Here is a 20480-nt window from a genome sequence, read left to right as displayed (position 1 = left end):
CCCCAGCGGCACGACTGCCCGCAGGCTACGACGGCGATGAGCGCCCCAAAGGGGCGCGGGGAACTGCGCGACCAGCCCCCATGCACCCGCAGTCGCGCGCGGCGCTCAACTGGCCCGACGGGTGGGCGCCACGAACCCGCCGATCCGCTCCCTCAAGCTCACCGCGTCCAGCCCGTGCGCGGCCACGTGCTCCTCGATCGTCCCGTAGCGGCGCAGCTCGCGGCGGCCGACGCCGAGACCGAGGACCCGGTGCGGCACGTCCGAGAGGGCCTCGCTCACCGCGGCCGTCGACGTGCCCGCGAGATACGGCTCGACGAGCACGACATCGGTGCCCGCCGCCTCCGTGGCCCGGCGCAGCCCGGCCGCGTCGAAGGGCCGTACGGTCGTCGCGTACAGGACGGTCACGTCCAGGCCCTCCGTGGCGGCGAGGACCTGGTCCAGCACCGGGCCCACGGCGAGCACCACACCCCGGCGGCCCTCGCGGACCGTGACGACGTGCTCGCCGTCGATCAGCCGTCCCTGCCGGTTGGCCTGCACGGACAGCCGTACGTACACCTTGTCGTCGCCGGCGGAGACCGCGTGGTGCAGCAGTGTCTCGGCCTCGTCCGGGTGTCCGGGCACATGCACGGTCCAGCCGTCCAGCGTGTCGAGGAGCGCCACATCGCCCGGGGCCATGTGGGTGTAGCCGCCGGCCGGCCAGTCGAAGGAGGCGGCCGCGCTCACCAGCACCGCCCCGGTGTCCTGGTGCCCGAGATCCAGTTTGACCTGCTCGAACGGCCGCTCCACGAGGAAGCTGGCGAAGGTGTGCACCACGGGCCGCAGCCCGGTGAGCGCCAGCCCCGCCGCCGCCCCGACCAGCAGCTGCTCGCGGATGCCGACGTTGACGACCCGGTCGGGATGCCGGGCCATGGCCTCGCGGAAGCCGTCCTTGCCGATCTCGGCGAGGACCACCGCGACGCGCGGATCCTCGTCCAGCAGCCGGGAGACGACGGGGGCGAAACGGTCACGCATGGTGTCCATCGGGGTGTGCCTTTCCAGGAGGCGGGATCAGGGAGACGGGACTCAGGCGTTCTTCGGCTCGACGCGGGCCACGAGCACGTGCGGCCGCCCGGGATGCGGCGCGGTGAACGCGGCGTGCAGCGCCTCGTGGTCGCGCCCGTCGACGGTCACCGCCGACCAGCCGGCCGCCTCGAACCGGGCGGCGATCCCGCCGGGCCGGGCGTGACTGGCGGAGGAGTTGTCGACCACGACGGTGTGCAGCCGCTCCAGGCCGGCGGGCCCGGCGAAGGCGATCGCCTCGTGGTTGCTGCCCTCGTCCAGCTCGGCGTCGCCGATCAGCACCCAGACCGCCGGATCGTGCAGTCCCTGCGCCCGCAGCCCCAGCGCGCTGCCCACCGCGATCGGCAGCCCGTGCCCCAGCGAGCCGCTGCCGATCTCGGCGCCCGGCACCAGGACCCGGTCCGGGTGGTGCCCGAGCGGGGAGTCGTACGACCCGAACCCGGGCAGCCAGTCCACCGGCACGAACCCCTTCGCGGCCAGGACCGCGTAGTACGCCATCGGCCCGTGCCCCTTGCTCAGCAGGAACCGGTCCCGGGCCGGGTCGTCCCGCCGCTCCGGCGTCACCCGGAGCACCCGGTCGTAGAGCACCCACAGCACGTCGAGGGTGGAGGTGGCCGCCGGTCCGTGCTTCTCGTCGCCGGTCATCAGGCTCATCAGGCCGGGCAGGTCGTTGTAGCCGTAGGTGCGGCTCTCGTCCGCTGTGATCGTCATGCCGACGATCGTGCAACCTCAACCAAGCTTGAGGTCAACCGGAAAACCGGTGCGCGATCACCGAGCGGAGTGCGGTATTGTTTCCCTGCGCGTTTCGACCGGGGAAACCCCAGGTCAAACGGCACCGGGACGTGGCGCAGCTTGGTAGCGCACTTGACTGGGGGTCAAGGGGTCGCAGGTTCAAATCCTGTCGTCCCGACCAGCTTTTCAGCCGGTCGGAGGCCGTTTCCTCAGGGATGAGGAGACGGCCTTTTGCCATGTCCGCCGGTCCTCGGCCGCCCTCTCGTGCCCCTCTTGCCCTCCCTCCGCCTTCTCCGCATCCTTCTCGTCCTCCTTGTCGTCCTCCTTCTCCGCGATGGGGAGTACCGGACGGTGGTCACCGGCCGCGATCCTGGCCGCCATCCCGGCGAGCTGCCCGCAGGCCCGTGCGATCTCCCGCTGGGTCTGGTTCCGCTCGCTGACGACCGCCGCGAGCAGTAGCGCGGTCAGCGCGGCGGAACCGTTGAAGGCCTGCAGGGTGATCATCCTGGTGAGCAGGTCGTGCCCGGCGAACGGACCCGATCGCTCGGCACCGGCGATGATCGCGAAGGTCGACACGGCCAGCGCGCAGGGCGCGGCCCCGGCCAGTTGGAACCGGAAGGCCGCCCAGGTCAGCAGCGGGAAACCGAGGAACAGCAGGGGCGCGTGACCGGCCACGAGGAATCCGACGCCGGCCGTGGCCGCCGCGAGCAGCAGAGCCTCCGCGTACCGGGACGGCCGCGCGTGCCGCGGCCGGCACGCCGAGCGCAGCGCGAGCAGAACCGGCGTGACCACCAGGACGCCCATCGCGTCGCCGGTCCACCAGACCGACCAGGTCGGCCAGAAGTCGCCGGGGCGCAGCGCCCCGGCGAGGGCCAGGGTCCCGCTGCCCATCGTCGCGCTGACCAGCATCCCCGTGAACCCGCCGAGGAAGACCAGGGCGAGGGCGTCCCGCAGCCGGTCCAGTTCCGTGCGGAAGCCGGCACGGCGGAGCAACAGGTAGGAGCAGGCCGGCGCGAGGGTGTTCCCCGCCGCGATGGCGAGCACGGCCGGGAGCGACGGCCCCAGCGAGATGTTGACCAGGAACGCGCCGAGCGCGATGCCCGGCCAGACCCGTGGGCCGCGCAGGAGCAGGCTCGCCACCGCGATACCGCTCGGCGGCCACAGCGGGGTGACCTGGCCGCGCACCAGCTGCTGGAGCAGACCCAGCCTGGCCGAGCCGTAGTACAGAGCGGCGATGGCACAGATCTCCAGGGCGGCCGTACCACTGCGCCGGAGCCCTTGACGCCGCGCGACAGCCATCGGGCGACCTCCGCTTCGCCATCGCCCCGAACCGAGATGCGAACCCGAGACGCGAACCGAGATACGAACCCGGGACGCGGACCGAGATGCGCACCCGAGACGCGGACCGAGATGCGAACCCGGCACCCCAACCCGGCACCCGAACCCGGCATCCGAATACAACATCCGAACCACCCCATCATCCGCCGGATCTCCCGGATCCTCCACGGCAGGCAGGCAGGCAGGCAGGCAGGCAGGCAGGCAGGCAGGCTGGCAGGCAGGCAGGCTGGCAGGCAGGCCGGCCCGGACGCGGCCACGACCGCGGGGACCCGGAGGTCAGGCGGGCGGGGTGCGCACGGCGAGGATGGCCATGTCGTCGTGACCGTCGCTGGGGTGGTGATCGGCGAGTGCCTGGACGAAATCCGGCAGGGGGAGGGCGGCATGGACCGCGGCGAGACCGGCGAGTTCGCGCAGGCTCGCGTCCACGGCGTGCTCGGGGTGCTCGATCAGCCCGTCGGTGAAGAAGACGACGGTGGCCTCCGGGGGCAGGAAGCGGGAGTGGTCCGGGCGGGGCTGCCCGGTGTCGACACCGAGCGGCAGCCCGGGCTCGCCGAGCAGATAGGCCACGTGGTGCTCACGGGTGAGCAGCAGCGGCGGCACGTGACCCGCGGTGCTCCAGCGGAGTCGCCAGCCCGGCTCCTCCGGTTCGATGCGGGCCAGGGTGGTGGTCGTGACGCGGTGGTTCGTGACCGACTCCAGGATCCGGTCGAGCCGGGCGAGGACCGCGCCGGGCGGATTGTTCTGGTCGAACACGAGCGCGCGCAGCATGTTGCGGGTGGCGGCCATGGCTGCCGCGGCCTGCAGATCGTGGCCGGCCACGTCCCCGATGACGACCGCCACGACCCCGTCGGGCAGCGGGATGGCGTCGTACCAGTCCCCGCCGAGCTGACTGGGCTCGGCGGCGGGCTGGTAGACGGCGGCGGCGGTGAACGGCCGCAGGTCGGGCAGCGTGGGCAGCAGCAGCCGCTGGAACTGCTCGGCTCCGACGCGGATCCGTTCGAACAGGCGGACGTTCTCGATCGCGATGCCGGCGGCGCCGGCCAGGGCGACGACGATGTTCTCGTCGTGTGCGTCGAAGGGCTGTCCGTCGTTCCGCTCGGAGAGGTAGAGGTCGCCGTAGATCTCGCCGCGCACGCTGATGGCGACGCCGAGCAGGCTGTGCATCTGCGGGTGGCCGGACGGGAATCCGGCGGAGGAGGGATGGGCCGGGATGTCGTCGATCCGCAGCGGCTCGGGGTAGCGGATCAGGTGGCCGAGGACGCCCAGACCGCGGGGCAGTCCGACCTCGGCCAGAGCCTCGCGTTCCCGCTCGGTCAGACCGTCCGCGATGAACTGCTCCAGGCGTTCTCCGGACTCGTCGAGCACGCCCAGGGCTCCGTAGCGGGCGCCGACCAGGTCCATGGCGGTCGTCACGATACGGTGCAGCACCGCGGGCAGTTCCACCTCACGGCTGATGGCCAGCACCGCGTCCAGCAGGCCCTGCAGCCGGTCCATGGAGGACAGCAGGGCGCGCAGCTGCTCGTCGATCCGGCTCAGCTCGGACCGCAGACGTTCGTGCAGGTCGGGGGCGTGCGGATGCCACAGCTGTCTGCCCTGCCTCGCCCCCGCCATCACCGGCGCCCAGTGGTCCGACGGCCGGTCCCGGTCGTCGCCGGGGCTGCGGGCCGGTCACAGCGGACCACCCCGGAGGCCCCTTGACTCGAGCGCTGCATCGCGGCCTCCTTCCACGACCCCGATCACCCTCGGGGCCGACGGCCATCGCTGCGTCGTCTCTGATTGTGGACCATCTGGCCCGATGTGTCGCACAGCGGACATGTACGGCGGAAAGTCCCGTCGGACTCCGTACGGTTCCGCAGCTCCGTCGCCGGTATGTGCGGGGACGGAGCTGCGGAAGGTCAGCGCAGGGTCGGCGGCTGGGCGAGCCCCCTCCGCCGGGGTCACAGCGTCGGCTCGGTGTCCCGTCGGGAGAGCGCCAGGTAGGCCACGAAGCCGACGATCGCCACCGTCCAGGCCAGCGTAACCGGACCCAGGCCCCAGCCCAGGCCGTCCGCCTTGCTCACGGCCATCCAGTCGGCGAAGGAGGCGCCGAGCGGGCGGGTGATGACGTACGCCGTCCAGAACGCGGTCACCGCGCCCAGCAGGCCGGCGCGGTGGGCGACGGCCGGGACGCAGATCGCCACGGCGAACAGGATGCCCGAGCCCAGGTAGCCGAGGCCGATCGTCGCGGTGAGGTCACCCGCGGCGGTGCCCAGGGCGAAGGTGGCGAGGACGGCCGCCCAGTAGAAGAACTCGCGGCGCCGGGTGCGGATGGAGTGGATGGACAGGGTGCGCTCGGTCGTGTACCAGAGGGCGAAGACGGCGGCCAGGGCGATCATGAACAGCGGGGTGGACAGGGTGTACGGGACGCCGAGACCGACGTGGAGCACGTCCGCGGCCATCGTGCCGAACACGCTGACCATCACGATCGCCGTCCAGTAGATCCAGGCCACGTACCGGCGGACCGCGAACTGCAGCACGAGCGAGGCGGCGAACGCCAGTCCGCCGAGGCCGACCGCCGGGATCGGGCCCAGCAGATGGGCGAGGAAGTCGGACGCGGTCTCGCCCATGCCGGTGGTGAGGACCTTGATGATCCAGAAGTAGACGGTGACCTCCGGCACCTTGTTCGCGCTCTCACGTATGCGCGCGCGTGCGCGACCGCGGGGCCGGTCCTCCAGGACGTGCTCTGTGCTCATGGCCCGCACCTTCGCACGCCCAACTGATCTTCCCCCAGCCCTCTTTGCCATTGTTTTGGGGCTTCTGGTGCAGCTGTTGCCACGGGCCGCCGCGGACCTGAACGCAACCTGAACGCAACGGGGAAACCCCTGGTCGACGGCCTGACCGGCCTGATAGACAGGCAGGTCAGGCGGCCGCCGTCGTCAGAAGGCCAGACCCACGTGCGCGAGCGCCTGCTTCAGCAGCACCCCGTGCCCGCCCGGCATCTCGCTCTGCACCGCCGGGGAGGCGGCCTCCTGCGGGCTGAACCAGACCAGGTCCAGCGCGTCCTGCCGGGGGCGGCAGTCGCCGGTGACCGGGACGATGTAGGCGAGGGACACCGCGTGCTGGCGCGGGTCGTGGTACGGCGTGATGCCCGCCGTCGGGAAGTACTCCGCCACCGTGAACGGCTGCAGGGAGGCGGGCACACGGGGGAGCGCCACCGGGCCGAGGTCCTTCTCCAGGTGGCGCAGCAGGGCGTCGCGGACCCGCTCGTGGTGCAGGACGCGGCCGGAGACCAGGGTCCGGCTGACCGTCCCGTCCGGGCCGATCCGCAGCAGCAGTCCGATGCTGGTCACTTCGCCGCTGTCGTCCACGCGCACGGGCACGGCCTCGACGTACAGGATCGGCATCCGGGCCCTGGCCATTTCCAGCTCGTCCGTGGTCAGCCAGCCGGGCGTCGTCTCGGTCATGTCAGACATTGCTTGATCATACTTTCCGGGTGGGGCCCCCGCTGGGATCGCGGGCCGGGTCGGATACGGGCGGTCCGAAGAGTCCGTGGAGTCCCTGGAGTCCGTGGGGTCCGTAGAGGCGCAGGGCGTTGTCGCGGCCGGTCCAGGCGGCGATCCGCAGGGCGTCGGGCAGGCTCAGCTCGTCGGCGTCGACACGAGCCTGCAGCAGACCGGCGAGCCCCTGGCGGAAGCACAGGGCGCCGAGGTGATGGAATTCGGCCAGGCCGTAGGCGTCGGAGCTGTACAGCAGTTTGCGGAACGGGGTGATCTCCAGCGCCTCCTCCAGCACCGCCCGGCAGCGGGCCGGGCCCGTGTGGTGCAGGGCGAGGCCCACGTCCAGGTACACCCGCTCGAACACCGCGGCCAGATAGGCGGCCTGGCGGTGGTACGGCCAGCAGTGCAGCAGCAGTACCGGGACCGCGCCGGAGACCAGCCGCAGCCAGTCGGTCAGCAGGGCCGGGTCGGCGTGGTGCAGGCGCAGGTCGGCGTCGCCGAAGCCGGTGTGCAGCTGCAGCGGCAGGCCGAGGTCGACGGCGGTCCACAGCAGGTGCCGCACCAGCACCGGGTCGGTGAGCCGGGTCCCGCCCCCCTCCGGCGCCGCCGCCGCGAGCCAGCGCCGGGCGGCCCCGGTCACCTCGGCGTGCGCCGGGCGCGCCGGGTCCAGGGCGAAGCCGGTGCGGTAGGCGGCCACCGACTTCACCGCCACCACGCCCGGCCGCCGTACCGCCTCCTCGGCGGCGGCACGGAAGCGGGCCGCGTACTCGTCCGGCTCGACGCCCCGCGCGGCCACCGTCTCCGCCACCTGCTCCAGGCGTACGACCTCGAAGGCGGCGGCACCGGAGGCCGCCGCCAGCTCGGCGGGGGAGGTGAGCGGGTGCGGGGCGTAGCCGGTGTCCACCAGGAACGCCCCGGCCCCAGCGGCCCGCAGGAAGCGGCGGTTGACCTCCTGCGGGCCCAGCTCCGCGCGGCGGGTCGCGTAGTCGGCCGGCGGTGCGTGCCGGGGCAGGTCCAGCAGGGGCGCGCAGTGCCGGCGTACGGCGACGCCGGCCGGGGTGTCGAAGGGCGAGACGCCGGGCCAGGCCTCGCCCTCGGTCAGCAGCGAGGCCAGCTCCTCGGGCGTGAGGCCGGACGTCACCGCGCCGTGGCAGTGATGGTCCACCAACTCCAGCCCGGCGAGGGCCTCGTGGACCGCTCCCGGCGTGGCCATGGTCAGTACACCCAGCGGTAGGCCGCCGCCACCCGCGCGTCGTCCAGGCCCTCGACGGCCGCCGCCTCGCCGAGCCGTACGGCGGTCACCGCGTCCGCGAGCACCGGGCCAAGCGCCGCCCGCAGCACCTCGTCCGCCTGGAACTCCCGGGCGGCCTGGGGCAGCGACTCGGGCAGCCGCCGTACGCCGAGCGCCGCCGCCTCGTCCGGGCCGTACCGGGCCGGATCGCCGGTGATCTCGTCCGGGAGGGCGAGGGAGGCGTCGATCCCGTCCAGGCCGGCGGCGATGACACAGCCGAGGGCGAGGTAGGGGTTGGCGGCCAGGTCGACCGGTTTCACCTCCAGGTTGGCCTCCTGCTCCCGGCGACCCGCCGAGCCGGTGATCACCCGCAGCGCGGCCTCCCGGGTCTCCCGGCCCCAGGCGGTGAACACTCCCGCCCACTGGGAGGGTTTGAGCCGCAGATAGCTGGCGGGGCTCGGCGCCGTGACGGCCGTCAGTGCGGGCAGCCGGGCCAGGATCCCGGCCGCGAAGGACTCCGCCTCCGGCGTCATGCCGTGGCGGCGCTCCCCGCCCGCGTGCAGGTTCACGCCCTCGCGCCAGCAGGACAGGTGCAGATGGCCGCCGTTGCCGACGCCCTCGGCGGACACCGCGGGCGAGAACGACACCCTGAGGCCGTGCCGCTGCGCGACCGCCCGGATCGTCTGCCGGACCAGCACGCTGCGGTCGGCCGCGGCCACCGGGTCCAGCGCGCCCGCCGAGACCTCGAACTGCCCGGCCGCGTACTCGGGATGGAGCTGGTCGACGGGCACGTCCTGCGCGGCGAGCGCGGCCAGCAGATCGGCGGTGTAGTCGCTCAGCTCGACCTGCCGGATCGCGCCGTACGCCGGGCCGGACACCGCCGGCACGAACTCCCCGGCCGGTGCCGAACCGAGCCCGACCGCCCACTCCACCTCGATCGCCGCCTTGAAGGCGAGGCCGTGCCGCTCCTCGGCGCCCGCGACGATCCGGCGCAGAAAGGTCCGGGCACAGCCGGGGTGCCGGGCGCCCTCCTGGGTGATCCGGTCCACCGGCGCCCACGCCCAGCCCGGCTGCCCGGCCAGTTCCACCAGCCGGTCCAGGTCCGGATAGAGCCTGAGGTCGCCGTCCGGGGAGCCGAGGACGTCGGTGGTGACGATCGAGTCGTCCGCCAGGAAGGTGTCGAACACCGGGGACATGCCGACACCCCAGGACACGGCCGCCGCCAGCCGCGCCGTCGGGATGGTCTTCACCCGGCAGACACCCGCGGTGTCCACATAGGCCAGCACGATCCCGCGCACGCCCCGCGCGGCGAGGTCGGCGGTGAGTCCCGCGACCCGGCGCAGATCCTCCGGACGCCCGCCGGGCACGGGGTCGGCAAGGGTGGTCATACGTCCTCCTCGGCCATACGTCCTCCTCGGTGAAGCCCGCCGCCACGGCCCGCACCTCCTGCGCGGCACCGGTCCGTGCTTTCGTCCTGCTCGGCGTCGGCCGCCGCCCGGACCGGCGTCAGGGTTTCACGGCCACGGCGCCGAACTGCGGCACCGCGGCGGCGGGCTCCGCACCGGTGCGCCACTGCGAGCAGGGCACCAGGCCCGGCTCGACCAGCTCCAGGCCGTCGAGGAACCCGGCGATCTCCGCGCGGCTGCGGGCGGTGATCGGCGGGGTGGCGTTGGCGTTCCAGAACTCCATCGCGGCCCGGTTGCCCTCACCGCCCACGTCGGCGTCGTGGGTCGGGTGGGTGAGTACGAGGTGGCTGCCCGGGGGCAGCGCCGCCAGCAGCCGCCGCACGATGTCCCGGGCCTCGCCGGTGTCCAGCACGAAGTTCAGGATGCCCAGCATCATCAGGGCGACCGGCCGGGTCAGGTCCAGGGTCTCGGCGGCGCGCTGCACGATGGCGTCCGGGTCGTGCACATCGGCGTCGATGTAGTCGGTGACGCCCTCGGGAGAGCTCGTGAGCAGCGAGCGGGCGTGCACCAGCACGATCGGGTCGTTGTCGACGTACACGATCCGGGACTCGGGCGCGATCCGCTGCGCGATCTCGTGGGTGTTCTCCACGGTCGGCAGGCCGGTGCCGACGTCCAGGAACTGCCGTATCCCGCGCTCGGCGGCCAGGAACCGCACCGCCCGGGCCAGGAACGCCCGGTCCGCGCGGGCCACCGCCCGGATCACCGGGAACATCCCGGCGACGTGCTCACCGACCCGCTGGTCGACCTCGTAGTTGTCCTTGCCGCCGATCCAGTAGTTCCACACCCGGGCGTTGTGCGCCACGGAGGTGTCCAGCTTCTCCGGTCCGGCCGTCGGGGTGTGCCCCTCGGTCACGTCGCCGCCCTTCTGACGCTCGCGGTCCTCCGCCGTCATTGTGCCGCCCGGTGATCGCGCTGTCCCGGGAAACGCACAGCGCGGGCGGTTCGGGGCGGCTCCGGAACGTTTCATTCCGTGAATGCCGTTTTCGGAATGTTTCGGTCCACGGGGAACCGGCTCCGGGACGTACCGGTCCATGAGGAACACTGGACCGGTACGCCGTCCCCGACCGGAAGCAGGACATGCCCGTCACGCCCACGCCCCTCCTCGACACCGCCGGACCGTCCGCGGGCCCCGCCGACATCCGGCTGATCGTCACCGACATGGACGGCACGCTGCTGGACGACGCCAAGCGGATCCCCGCCGGACTGTGGCCGATGCTCGCCGAACTACGCCGCCGCGGTGTGCTGTTCAGCCCGGCGAGCGGCCGCCAGTACGCCACGCTGGCCCGGCAGTTCGCCGAGGTCGCCGAGGGCATGGTGTTCATCGCGGAGAACGGCACGTACGTGGTCCGCGACGGCGTGGAGCTGAGCTCCGACCCGCTGGAGAAGTCCGTCGCCGCGGGGGTCGCCCGGACGGTACGGCGGCTGGTCGCGGACGGGGCCGACGTGGGCGCCGTCGTCTGCGGCAAGCGGTCCGCGTACGTCGAGCGCACCGACGAGGCGTTCCTGGCCGAGGTCCGCCACTACTACGTCGAGCACCGGGTGGTCGAGGACGTCACCGCCGTCGACGACGACGTGATCAAGGTCGCGCTGTTCGACTTCGGTTCCGCCGAGCACACCACCGCGCCGGCGCTGCGGGACCTCGCCGCCACCCACAAGGTCGTCGTCTCCGGCGAGCACTGGGTGGACGTCATGAACCGCACCGCCGACAAGGGCACCGCACTGCGCGGCCTGCAGCGGGCGCTCGGCATCACGCCCGCGCAGACCATGGTCTTCGGCGACTACCTCAACGACCTGGAGATGCTGGCCGCCGCCGACTGGTCCTTCGCCATGGCCAACGCCCACCCGGAGGTCCTCCGCCGGGCCCGCCACCTCGCCCCGTCCAACAACGACAACGGCGTGCTGCGGACGATCTCCCGCGTGCTCGGCCTGTGACCGGCTGCCCGGCGCCGGGCGCACGCCCGGCCGTACGGCCGCGTCAGGGCTTGCGGCCCACCGCGCCGTACAGCGAGACCGGTCCGGCGCCGGCCGGGGGCTGTCCGGTGCGCCAGCCGTCGACCGGGACGACGCCCGGCTCCAGCAGGTCCAGTCCCTCGAAGAAGGCGGCCACCTCGTCCCGGGACCGTGCGACCAGGGTCACCCCGCCGGCGGCGTACGCGGCGATGCCCTTGTGCACGTTCTCCGGCTCGAAGTCGGCCGTCATCATCGACAGCACCAGGCAGCTGCCCGGTGCGAGCGCGTCGACCAGTGTCGCCACCACCTCGTGGGCGCCGTCCTCGTCGGCGACGAAGTGCAGCAGCGCGATCAGGGAGAGGGCCACCGGACGCCCGAAGTCCAGGGTGTGAGCGGCCTGTTCGAGGATGGTCCGCGGATCGCGGGCGTCGGCCTGCACGTACTCCGTCACGCCCTGCGGAGTGCCGCGCAGCAGGGCGCCCGCGTGGGCCAGCACGATCGGGTCGTTGTCGACGTAGACGACCCGCGCGTCGGGCGCCACCGACTGCGCGATCCGGTGCAGGTTCGGCTCGGTGGGTATGCCGGTGCCGATGTCCAGGAACTGGCGGATGCCGTCCTCGGCGAGTGCGCGCGTGGCCCGGTGCATGAAGGCCCGGTTGGCGCGGGCCGCGCGCAGTGCGCCGCCGTCGTCCACCGCCGCGATCCGCCGGCCGAGTTGCTCGTCGACGGGGTAGTTGTCCTTGCCGCCGAGGAACCAGTCGTACACCCTGGCCGGATGCGGCCGTGTGGTGTCGATGTGCTGTGCGGCCGGCTCGGTCCCCGTCACCCGCTGCTCCTTCACTCCCGCCGGGATGCGAGCAGCAGTCTGACACGATCATGCCGCGCGGCGCAGACAGTCTTCGGCCACCTCCTTGTCGAGTGCGGCCCGCACCAACGCCGCGGCCAGCACGGCCGGTTCGGTGTTCCCGGCGAGCTCGGTGAGCTGGTCCGGGTCCTTCGGCAGGCCGAGCCGCTCCGCTCCGGAGAGCGCCTTGTCGTCGAGGTAGGGCGCGATCTCGCGCCAGACCCGCTGGGCCTCGCGCAGGAAGATGTCGGCGCCCGCCGGACCGATGCCCGGCTCCTCCTGGAGCAGCCGCCTGAGTTCCCCGGTGTCGCCGTGCGCCTCCTCGTGCAGCCGGCGCAGGTCGCCCGACCAGCGGTCCAGCAACAGCTCGGCGCCGTCGCCGAGTTGAGTGGCGGTGCGCTCGTCGTAGCGCCGGTAGCCGCCGCGGCCGAGCGCGTCCACCCGCTGCTGCCAGTCGGCGTCGGCCATGCGGCGCGGGCTGTCGAGGTGGTCCTCGTGCAGGGCCTGCGCCGTGGCCACCGCGACCGACGCGCGGATCCGGGCGCTGAGCAGCAGGGCCAGGACGAGCAGCCGGTACAGCGGCTGCGGGGTGTCCTTCAGCCTGATGCCCGCCTCCTCGGCGTACGTCCGCCCCTGCGTGGACAGCAGTGCGCGCAGGACTCTCTCGTCGCGGTTCATCGCTACGGCTTGAGCGGATCGTGGCCCAGCGTCATCAGCTGGTGCCGGCGGCGGGTGTCCTCCGGCGCCGTCTCCGGTTCCGGCTCGTCCGCCATGTCCACCAGGTCTCCGACCGTGTCGACGACCTGGTGCATCACGCGGATGTCGTCGTCGGTGAGGTCGGTGCGGCGCTTCTGGAGGATGGCGAGGACATGCTGTCCGGTCTCCGTGCCCGCCTGTTCGGGCAGCGGCTCGGTCTCCTCCTCGGCGTCCCGCACCCGCAGCCAGGCCGCGAGCTCGGCGGAGGTCATGTTCACCACGCGGTGGAAGTCCCCCCACAGCGCTTCGAGTTCGAGGGAGTCGGCCATGGGTCTCCCCTTCCGTACGGGGGTGTCGGGCTAGCTGGAGGCGGTCTCGCGCGGGTGGTTCTCGGCCTGGAACATCCAGCGCTGCTTCTCCAGGTCGGCGGTGACGGAGATCAGGAGGTCCTGGGTGACCGGGTCGGGCTCGGCCGTGGCCGCGATCCGCTCGCGAAGCCGTCCGACGACCGCTTCGAGCGCCGACGCCATCAGCTCCACGACCTCGGTGTCGCGCAGCCAGCCGTCCTTGGTGCCGGGCAGCGCGAAGGTCGCGGCGACGGTCTCGGGCCGGCCGTCCGGGGACACGCCCAGGGCGGCGGCGCGCTCGGCGACCGTGTCGGAGTGGGCGCGGGCCGTCGCCACCACCTCGTCGAGCTGGAGGTGGATCGACCGGAACCGCGGGCCCACGACGTTCCAGTGCGCCTGCTTGCCGATCAGCGACAGGCCGAGCAGGTCCACCAGGGTCTCCTGCAGGGCGGTCCCGGTGACGCCGAGCGCCTCCTCGGGCAGCGTGCTCCTCATCACCGTCATGGCGTGTCCGTCCCCTTTCATCGGATGCGTACGGTCCTGTCCGAAGGGGCGGGTGCCCCGTGCCCAGGGGCGCAAAACAGGGCTGATCAGCGGGGCAGTGACCGGTCCAGGAAGCGGATCAGCTCGGCGAAGACCTCCTTCCTGTCCGTCTCGTGGAACACCTCGTGCCGGGCCCCGGCGAAGATCCGCTCGGTCAGCCGGGAGCCCGCCAGCCGCTCCACTCCGGTCCGGCTGCCGGACAGCGGCACCAGCCGGTCGTCGTCCCCGTGCAGCCACAGCAGGGGCAGCGGGCCGATGTCACCACCCTGCTCGACGGCCCGCAGGGTGCGCACGAACGCCTCCAGCGTCGGCCGCTTCATCGGCCCGTGCCACACCAGCGGATCGGCCGCGTAGGCGGCGCCGACAGACGGGTCCCGGGAGAGCGCGGCGGGGCTCACCGGGGTGTCCGGGATCTCCGGCAGGGCCAGCAGCCGCCCGGGCAGCTCCCAGGCGCCGATCACCGGGCCGGAGAGGATCAGCGCGCTCAGCTCGGCGCCGTACCGCTGGGCGTAGCGGGCCGCGATCAGTCCGCCCATCGAGTGGCCGACCAGGACGAGCGGCGCGCCGGGGTGCGCGGCGCGGGCGAGGTCCGCCACCGCGTGCACGTCCGTGACCACGTCCTCGAAGTCCTCGATCCGCACCCGCTCCCCGCCCGACCTGCCGTGGCCGACGTGATCGGGCCCGTACACGGCCGCCCCGTGCCCGGTCAGTACGGCGGCCAGCTCCTCGTACCGGCCCGCGTGCTCGCCGTATCCGTGCACCACCAGGGCCAGGTACCTCGGCGCGGGGTGCGGCCACTCGCGCACGGCGACCGGGCCGTGGGTGCCGTCGAGGGTGTGCTCGCGGACGTGGCGCATGTCTCCTCCGGGTGACGCGGGGGCCGGTACGGGGGATCTTCCCAGGGGGCCGCACGGAGGTCTATAGTCCAAAACTAGCAGTGCTAATTAAGTGTCCCCGTGTGGTCCGCCGGTCGACAGTGGCGTCGACCGGTCGTAGGTCAGGAGTCGAAAGCCGTGCGTCCCGTCCACTTCGCGGCCGCCCGCCGCACCCCCATCGGCAAGCTGCGTGGAGCCCTCTCCTGCGTCCGCCCCGACGACCTGGCGGCCACCGTGATCCGCCACCTGGTGGCCGACGTGCCCGCCCTCGACCCGGCCCGGATCGACGACGTCTACTGGGGCGCGGCCAACCAGGCCGGCGAGGACAACCGCAACGTGGCCCGCATGGCCGCCCTGCTCGCCGGACTGCCCGAGTCCGTGCCCGGCGCCACCGTCAACCGGCTGTGCGCCTCCGGCCTGGAGGCGGTCACCACCGCCGCCCGCACCATCGCCGCGGGCGAGGCCGACATCGTGATCGCGGGCGGCTCCGAATCCATGAGCCGCGCCCCCTTCGTGCTGCCCCGCCCCGACGAGGCCTTGCCGCAGCGCATCGAGACCCACGACACCCGGCTCGGCTGGCGCCTGGTCAACCCGGCGATGAAGGACCTGCACGGCCTGCTGTCCATGGGCGAGACCGCCGAGGAGGTCGCCGAGCGGTACGGCGTCTCCCGCGAGCGGCAGGACGCCTTCGCCCTGCGCAGCCACCAACTCGCCGCCGCCGCCCGCAAGAACGGCCACTTCGACGACGAACTCCTGCCCGTGCAGCGCCCGGACGGCATCGTGGTCGAGCAGGACGAGTGCGTCCGCGAGGACACCTCGCTGGAGAAGCTCGGCCGGCTGAAGCCCGTCTTCCGGCCGGGCGGCACGGTCACCGCCGGCAACGCCTCGCCGATGAACGACGGCGCGGCCGGGCTGCTCCTGGTCAGCGAGGAGGCCCTGAACGAACTGGGCCTGGAGTCCCTGGGCCGCTATGTCGCGGGCGCCTCCGCCGGGGTCCATCCCGACGTGATGGGCATCGGCCCGGTCCCCGCCACCCGCAAGGCGCTGGCCCGGGCCGGCTGGGACATCGCCGGCCTGCAGGAGGCCGAGTTCAACGAGGCGTTCGCCGCCCAGGCCCTCGCCTGCGTCGACCAGCTGGGCATCGACCCCGACCTGGTCAACCCCACCGGCGGCGCGATCGCCCTCGGCCATCCCCTCGGCTGCTCCGGCGCCCGCATCCTGACCACGCTCCTGCACCGGATGCGGCGCACCGGCGCCGAGCGGGGCCTGGCGACCATGTGCGTGGGCGTGGGGCAGGGCAGCGCGGTGCTGGTCGAGCGGCACTAGCGCCCCCACGGGCGACGTCCGCCCCGTCGCGAACGTCGCCCGCCGGGGCACCGGCGCTCTTCCCACGGGGGATCTGGTCAGTCGAGCCGCAGCAAGGAAACGGAGCAGCACTCCATGGCAACCCTGTCCGTCGCCGCCATACTCGCCGAGAACGCCCGGCGCCGTCCCGACAAGACCGCGCTCGTCGAGGGCGAGCTGCGGCTCACCTTCGCCGAGGTGTGGCGAAGGGCGCTCGCCCGGGCGGGCGCCCTCGCGCGGCTCGGCGTACGACCGGGCGACCGGGTGGCGTTGATGGCCCCCAACACCGCCGAGTTCCCGGTCGCCTACTACGCGATCGCCGCGGCGGGCGGAGTCGTCGTCCCCGTGCATCTGCTGCTGTCGGCCGGCGAGGTCGAGCACGTGCTCACGGACAGCGCGGCGACCCTGCTGCTCGTCCACCCGGCCCAGGCGGCGACCGGCCGGGCCGCCGCCGAGGCCACCGGCGTCCGGGTGGCCGTGCTCGGCGAGGAGTTCGACCGGCTCGCCGCCGACGCCGAGCCGCTGCCGTCGTACGTCACCCGGGCCGCCGACGACCCGGCGGTGATCTTCTACACGAGCGGTACGACCGGCGTCCCGAAGGGAGCCGTGCTCAGCCACTTCAACCTCGTGATGAACGCGACCGTGAACGCCTTCGACGCCAACGACGTCCGTGCCGACGACACCGCCCTCGGCGCGCTGCCGCTGTTCCACGCCTTCGGCCAGACGGTCTCGCTCAACTCGACCTGGCGGGCGGGCGCCACGCTCGTGCTGCTGCCCCGCTTCGACGCGGCCCGCGCCATCGAGCTGATGGTCAAGGAGGGTGTGAACACCTTCCACGGGGTGCCGACCATGTTCGTCGCCCTCGCGGCCGCCGCCCGGGACGCCGGCGCGCTGCCCGCCCTGCGCGTGTGCGTCTCCGGCGGGGCCTCGCTCCCGGTCGCCGTACTGGAGCGGTTCGAGGAGGCGTTCGGGGCGAAGATCTACGAGGGGTACGGGCTGTCGGAGACCTCGCCGACGGCCACCGTCAACCAGCCGGTCTTCGGCACGAAGGCGGGCACCATCGGCCACCCGCTGTGGGGAGTCGACGTGGAGATCGCCCGCGCCGAGGTGGAGGGCCGCATCGAGCTGCTGCCGCCCGGGCAGCTCGGCGAGGTCGTCATCCGCGGCCACAACGTCTTCTCCGGCTACCTCGGCCGGCCCGAGGCCACTGCCGAGGCCCTGGTCGACGGCTGGTTCCGCACCGGTGACCTCGGCACCAAGGACGAGGACGGCTTCCTCATGATCGTCGACCGCAAGAAGGACGTCATCATCCGCGGCGGCTACAACGTGTACCCCAGGGAGGTCGAGGAGGTGCTGATGCGGCACCCCGGCATCGCCCAGGTCGCGGTCATCGGCCTGCCGGACGAGCTGCACGGCGAGGAGGTGTGCGCCGTCGTCGTACCGGCCCCGGGCGCCGGCCCCGACGCCGCCGGGATCACCGAGTGGTCGAAGGAGCACCTCGGCCGGCACAAGTACCCACGGCGCGTGGAGTTCACGGACGCCATGCCGCTCGGGCCCAGCATGAAGGTGCTCAAGCGGGAACTGCGGGCGCAGTACGCGGGGCGGTGACGGAACGGGCCCAGCGGGCCGCGAAGGTCATCCCAGGGGCCACCTGACGAGACGGTCCTTACGCCGGGGGCTTGTCCGGACATAGCATCGGTCCCCGCATGAACACGATGACGCTCTGGCACATATCCGGCTGGGGGTTCGCGGCGCTCGCCTTCGCGGCCCTCCTCGTCGGCTTCTCCAAGACCGCGGTGAGCGGGGCCAACACGGTCAGCCTCGCGATCTTCGCCGCGGTCCTGCCCGCCCGCGCCTCCACCGGCATCCTGCTGCCCGTCCTGATCGCCGGCGACGTGCTCGCCGTCCTCACCTACCGGCGGCACGCCCACTGGCCCACCCTGTGGCGGCTGTTCCCGGCCGTCGCGGCCGGGGTGGTGGCCGGCACCCTGTTCCTGGTGTGGGCCGACGACGGGATCGTACGGACCTCGATCGGCGCGATCCTGCTGCTGATGGCGGGGGTGACGGTGTGGCGGCGGCGCCGGGAGAACGGCGGGACCGGGGACGCGCCGGACACGGTGACCACCAGGGCGGGCCGCGCCAAAGCCCGTTCGTACGGCGTGCTCGGCGGGTTCACCACGATGGTCGCCAACGCGGGCGGCCCGGTGATGTCGATGTACCTGCTGTCGGCGGGGTTCCGGAAGCTGGGCTTCCTCGGCACCTCCGCCTTCTTCTTCCTGATCGTGAACGTGTCCAAGGTGCCGTTCAGCGCGGGCCTCGGACTGATCGACGGGCGCTCGCTGCTCCTCGACGCCGCGCTCGCGGTGTTCGTCGTGCCCGGCGCGTTGTTCGGCAAGTGGGCTGTGAACAGGATCAACCAGCGACTCTTCGAACAACTCGTGATCGCGGCGACCGTCGTGGGCGGAGTGCAACTCCTACTGCGCTAGCCCCAGCAGGGCCGGGAGGTCCGCGAAGGAGTCCAGGACATGGTCGGGGGTGCCGCTCGCCCGCTCCAGGGTCTGAGGCAGGAACTTGCCCGTACGGACCAACACCCCGGTGATGCCGAGCCGTTGCGCCGCGAGCACGTCGTACTCGACATCGTCCCCGATCATCAGCGCCTGGTCCGCGCCCACCCCGAGGCGTCCGAGGGCCGCCTCGAAGAACGCCTGCGACGGCTTGCCGGTGACCTCCGCCTCGACCCCGGCGGCCGCCTCCAGGCCCGCCAGGAACGCCCCCGCGTCCAGCTGGAGTCCCTCGTCCGTCCGCCAGTACAGGTTCCGGTGCATGGCGACCAGCCGCGCGCCCCGCTGGAGCCGCCCGAAGGCGCGGTTGAGCGCCTCGTAACCGAACTCCGGCCCGGCGCCGCCCAGCAGGACGACGTCCGGGACCTCCTCGTCCGCGTCGCCGACCAGGGTGACCTGCTCCAGATCCGCACCGATGTCCCCGCTGTTCAGCAGCGCGACGCGGGCCCCGGCCAGATGGCCGGCGGTGGCCGCGGGCGCCGTCAGGATCTCCTCGGCGCCCACCGGGAACCCCGCGTCCGCGAGCGATCCCGCGATGGAAGCCCCGGACCGGGAGGTGGTGTTGGTCACCAGGACCACCCCCAGCCCCGCCTCCCGGACGGCCCGCAGCGCCTCGACCGCTCCCGGCAGCGGCTTCCAGGAGACGGTGAGGACACCGTCGATGTCGATCAGCACGGCACGCACGGACTGCGCGGACGGCACGGACTGCACGGACGGCACGGATTGCATGGCTCGACGGTAGCGACCCGCACGGCGGACCGTCCCGTACGACCTCGTACGCTCACCCCTATGCCCGCGCACGTCCTGATCCTCGGCGGCACCACCGAGGCCCGCCGCCTCGCCGCCGGCCTCGCCGCCCGGACGGGCGTCCGGGTGACCACCTCCCTGGCCGGCCGGGTCGCGCGGCCCGGAGCGGTCGCGGGCGAGGTACGGATCGGCGGCTTCGGCGGCGCGGAGGGACTGGCCGCCTGGCTGCGCGCGCACCATGTGGACGCCCTGGTCGACGCCACCCACCCCTTCGCCGAGGCGATCACGGCCAACGCGGCCCGCGCGGCGGCGGCCTCCGGAGTCCCCGCGGTGGTCCTGCGCCGCCCCGGCTGGCGGCCGGGCCCCGGCGACCGCTGGTACGACGTCCCGTCCCTGGCCGGTGCCGCGGCGGCACTGCCCGGTCTCGGCCGCCGGGTCTTCCTGAGCACCGGGCGCCTGGGGCTCGCCGTGTTCGCCCACCTGACGGATCTGCACTTCGTCGTACGCTCCGTCGAACCGCCCGGGCCGCCCATGCCGCCGGACACCGAACTGGTCCTGGCGCGCGGCCCGTTCACCGTCGCCAACGAGACGGAACTCCTGCGCACCCGGCGGATCGAGGTACTGGTGACCAAGGACAGCGGCGGGGAGGCCACCGCCGCGAAGCTGACGGCGGCGCGGGAACTCGGCCTGCCCGTGGTGGTCGTACGGCGCCCCCCGCTCCCGCGGGGCGTGACGGTGGTCGCCGACCTGGCGGGCGTACTGGAGTGGCTCGGTCTCAGCCCGGCGTGAGGACGGACGCCCGGATCCGGTCGATGGTGCGCAGCACCTCGTCCCGGTTCCTGGCGGACGTGATCCAGGCCGGCAGCCGGGCGAGCAGGGTCCTCTTCTGCCCGGTGTCGTACCAGGGGGCGCGCTCGCGCAGACCGGCGGCGGTCCAGCGGCGGATCAGGTCGAGGTGCCGCAGGTCGTAGGCCCACAACCAGCCGTGCCGGGTCTCGCGCTGCAGCCACAGACGGGCACCGAAGCAGGGGTCCTCGGCGGGCCCCCTCGACCCCGCCCACAGGCCGACCCACCGGCCCGCCCAGGTCCGGGACAGACCGCAGTACCGGCAGACCAGATGCCGGGGCGCGAACAGCGGCCGTGCTTCGGGGTGCGGCTGCCCCTGGACGCGGGCGACGCGGTCGCAGCGCGGGCAGTGGACCAGGATCGAGTCCAGGAAGTCGTACTCCGTGCTGCGCGGATCGCGGAAACGGGCGGGAGAGCCGGACATG

Annotated in this window: 21 protein-coding genes and 1 tRNA gene; 6 read left to right on the top strand and 16 right to left on the bottom strand. The window is 73.2% G+C overall.

Annotated features, from left to right (window positions below; all coding sequences use genetic code 11):
- Nucleotides 1–105 precede the first annotated feature (105 nt).
- Together ABB07_RS04890 and ABB07_RS04885 are read right to left on the bottom strand one after the other, a co-directional pair.
- The gene (locus tag ABB07_RS04890) at nt 106–1020 is read right to left on the bottom strand and encodes a transketolase family protein (RefSeq protein WP_208897542.1); all 915 of its coding nucleotides are present in this window, start codon (nt 1018–1020) and stop codon (nt 106–108) included.
- Nucleotides 1021–1062: 42 nt separating this feature from the next.
- Nucleotides 1063–1770, bottom strand: a complete 708-nt coding sequence (locus ABB07_RS04885; protein WP_208897541.1) for a thiamine pyrophosphate-dependent enzyme — start codon at nt 1768–1770, stop codon at nt 1063–1065.
- A 125-nt stretch (nt 1771–1895) separates the two neighbouring features.
- On the opposite strand from ABB07_RS04885, the gene ABB07_RS04880 reads away from it, so the two are divergent.
- Nucleotides 1896–1972 (top strand) — tRNA-Pro (locus ABB07_RS04880).
- A gap of 5 nt (nt 1973–1977) precedes the next feature.
- Here ABB07_RS04880 and ABB07_RS04875 read toward each other — a convergent pair.
- The 7 genes from ABB07_RS04875 to ABB07_RS04845 all read right to left on the bottom strand — a co-directional run bounded on the left by ABB07_RS04875 (nt 1978) and on the right by ABB07_RS04845 (nt 10194).
- Nucleotides 1978–3090, bottom strand: coding sequence for an MASE1 domain-containing protein (locus tag ABB07_RS04875; protein WP_208897540.1), 1113 nt, complete (start codon nt 3088–3090; stop codon nt 1978–1980).
- 315 nt (nt 3091–3405) lie between these two features.
- On the bottom strand, nt 3406–4740 hold the full coding sequence (locus tag ABB07_RS04870) for a PP2C family protein-serine/threonine phosphatase (RefSeq protein WP_208897539.1): 1335 nt from the start codon (nt 4738–4740) through the stop codon (nt 3406–3408).
- Nucleotides 4741–5066: 326 nt separating this feature from the next.
- The gene (locus ABB07_RS04865) at nt 5067–5861 is read right to left on the bottom strand and encodes a COG4705 family protein (RefSeq protein ID WP_208897538.1); all 795 of its coding nucleotides are present in this window, start codon (nt 5859–5861) and stop codon (nt 5067–5069) included.
- Between the two features lie 183 nt (nt 5862–6044).
- On the bottom strand, nt 6045–6572 hold the full coding sequence (locus tag ABB07_RS04860) for an NUDIX hydrolase family protein (protein WP_208887170.1): 528 nt from the start codon (nt 6570–6572) through the stop codon (nt 6045–6047).
- Nucleotides 6573–6588: 16 nt separating this feature from the next.
- Complete coding sequence (locus tag ABB07_RS04855; RefSeq protein WP_208897537.1) at nt 6589–7818, bottom strand: amidohydrolase family protein; 1230 nt, start codon at nt 7816–7818, stop codon at nt 6589–6591.
- Between the two features lie 2 nt (nt 7819–7820).
- The gene (locus ABB07_RS04850; RefSeq protein ID WP_208897536.1) at nt 7821–9224 is read right to left on the bottom strand and encodes a type I glutamate--ammonia ligase; all 1404 of its coding nucleotides are present in this window, start codon (nt 9222–9224) and stop codon (nt 7821–7823) included.
- A gap of 118 nt (nt 9225–9342) precedes the next feature.
- Nucleotides 9343–10194: an SAM-dependent methyltransferase gene (locus ABB07_RS04845; RefSeq protein ID WP_425264681.1), complete on the bottom strand. Its 852-nt coding sequence runs from the start codon at nt 10192–10194 to the stop codon at nt 9343–9345.
- 185 nt (nt 10195–10379) lie between these two features.
- On the opposite strand from ABB07_RS04845, the gene ABB07_RS04840 reads away from it, so the two are divergent.
- Entirely contained in the window at nt 10380–11234 is an 855-nt protein-coding gene (locus tag ABB07_RS04840) for a Cof-type HAD-IIB family hydrolase (protein WP_208897535.1), read from the top strand.
- Nucleotides 11235–11277: 43 nt separating this feature from the next.
- Here the strand turns inward: ABB07_RS04840 and ABB07_RS04835 are convergent, their stop codons facing one another.
- The 5 genes from ABB07_RS04835 to ABB07_RS04815 form a co-directional block, all read right to left on the bottom strand.
- A complete protein-coding gene (locus tag ABB07_RS04835) occupies nt 11278–12078 on the bottom strand; it encodes an SAM-dependent methyltransferase (RefSeq protein WP_208897534.1) in 801 nt (266 codons plus the stop codon).
- 48 nt (nt 12079–12126) lie between these two features.
- Nucleotides 12127–12774 carry an HhH-GDP family DNA glycosylase gene (locus tag ABB07_RS04830; RefSeq protein ID WP_208897533.1) on the bottom strand — a complete coding sequence of 216 codons (648 nt, stop codon included), beginning with the start codon at nt 12772–12774 and terminating at the stop codon, nt 12127–12129.
- Between the two features lie 2 nt (nt 12775–12776).
- Nucleotides 12777–13121 carry a DUF3140 domain-containing protein gene (locus ABB07_RS04825; protein ID WP_208897532.1) on the bottom strand — a complete coding sequence of 115 codons (345 nt, stop codon included), beginning with the start codon at nt 13119–13121 and terminating at the stop codon, nt 12777–12779.
- Nucleotides 13122–13151: 30 nt separating this feature from the next.
- A complete protein-coding gene (locus tag ABB07_RS04820; protein WP_208897531.1) occupies nt 13152–13643 on the bottom strand; it encodes a Dps family protein in 492 nt (163 codons plus the stop codon).
- Nucleotides 13644–13729: 86 nt separating this feature from the next.
- The gene (locus tag ABB07_RS04815) at nt 13730–14539 is read right to left on the bottom strand and encodes an alpha/beta hydrolase (protein ID WP_208897530.1); all 810 of its coding nucleotides are present in this window, start codon (nt 14537–14539) and stop codon (nt 13730–13732) included.
- Between the two features lie 156 nt (nt 14540–14695).
- On the opposite strand from ABB07_RS04815, the gene ABB07_RS04810 reads away from it, so the two are divergent.
- The 3 genes from ABB07_RS04810 to ABB07_RS04800 all read left to right on the top strand — a co-directional run bounded on the left by ABB07_RS04810 (nt 14696) and on the right by ABB07_RS04800 (nt 18387).
- Nucleotides 14696–15883: a thiolase family protein gene (locus ABB07_RS04810; RefSeq protein WP_208897529.1), complete on the top strand. Its 1188-nt coding sequence runs from the start codon at nt 14696–14698 to the stop codon at nt 15881–15883.
- Between the two features lie 114 nt (nt 15884–15997).
- Nucleotides 15998–17509, top strand: a complete 1512-nt coding sequence (locus tag ABB07_RS04805; RefSeq protein WP_208897528.1) for a long-chain-fatty-acid--CoA ligase — start codon at nt 15998–16000, stop codon at nt 17507–17509.
- A 98-nt stretch (nt 17510–17607) separates the two neighbouring features.
- A complete protein-coding gene (locus ABB07_RS04800) occupies nt 17608–18387 on the top strand; it encodes a sulfite exporter TauE/SafE family protein (RefSeq protein ID WP_208897527.1) in 780 nt (259 codons plus the stop codon).
- Here ABB07_RS04800 and ABB07_RS04795 read toward each other — a convergent pair.
- Complete coding sequence (locus tag ABB07_RS04795) at nt 18376–19191, bottom strand: HAD-IIA family hydrolase (protein ID WP_208897526.1); 816 nt, start codon at nt 19189–19191, stop codon at nt 18376–18378. The genes ABB07_RS04800 and ABB07_RS04795 overlap by 12 nt on opposite strands.
- 60 nt (nt 19192–19251) lie before the next feature.
- Here ABB07_RS04795 and ABB07_RS04790 point away from each other — a divergent pair, with 60 nt between their 5' ends.
- Nucleotides 19252–19998 (top strand): cobalt-precorrin-6A reductase, encoded by a 747-nt coding sequence (locus ABB07_RS04790; protein ID WP_208897525.1) that lies wholly within the window; start codon nt 19252–19254, stop codon nt 19996–19998.
- On the opposite strand, the gene ABB07_RS04785 is transcribed toward ABB07_RS04790, so the two are convergent.
- Nucleotides 19985–20479, bottom strand: a complete 495-nt coding sequence (locus ABB07_RS04785) for a hypothetical protein (RefSeq protein ID WP_208897524.1) — start codon at nt 20477–20479, stop codon at nt 19985–19987. The two genes, ABB07_RS04790 and ABB07_RS04785, sit on opposite strands and share 14 nt — an antisense overlap.
- Between the last annotated feature and the right edge of the window lies 1 nt (nt 20480).

This window comes from Streptomyces incarnatus (assembly GCF_001027185.1).
In the GTDB taxonomy this organism is placed as follows: Bacteria; Actinomycetota; Actinomycetes; order Streptomycetales; family Streptomycetaceae; genus Streptomyces; species Streptomyces puniciscabiei.
Note: the sequence above shows the minus strand (reverse complement) of the source record. Positions and strands in the feature narration are given on the sequence as shown.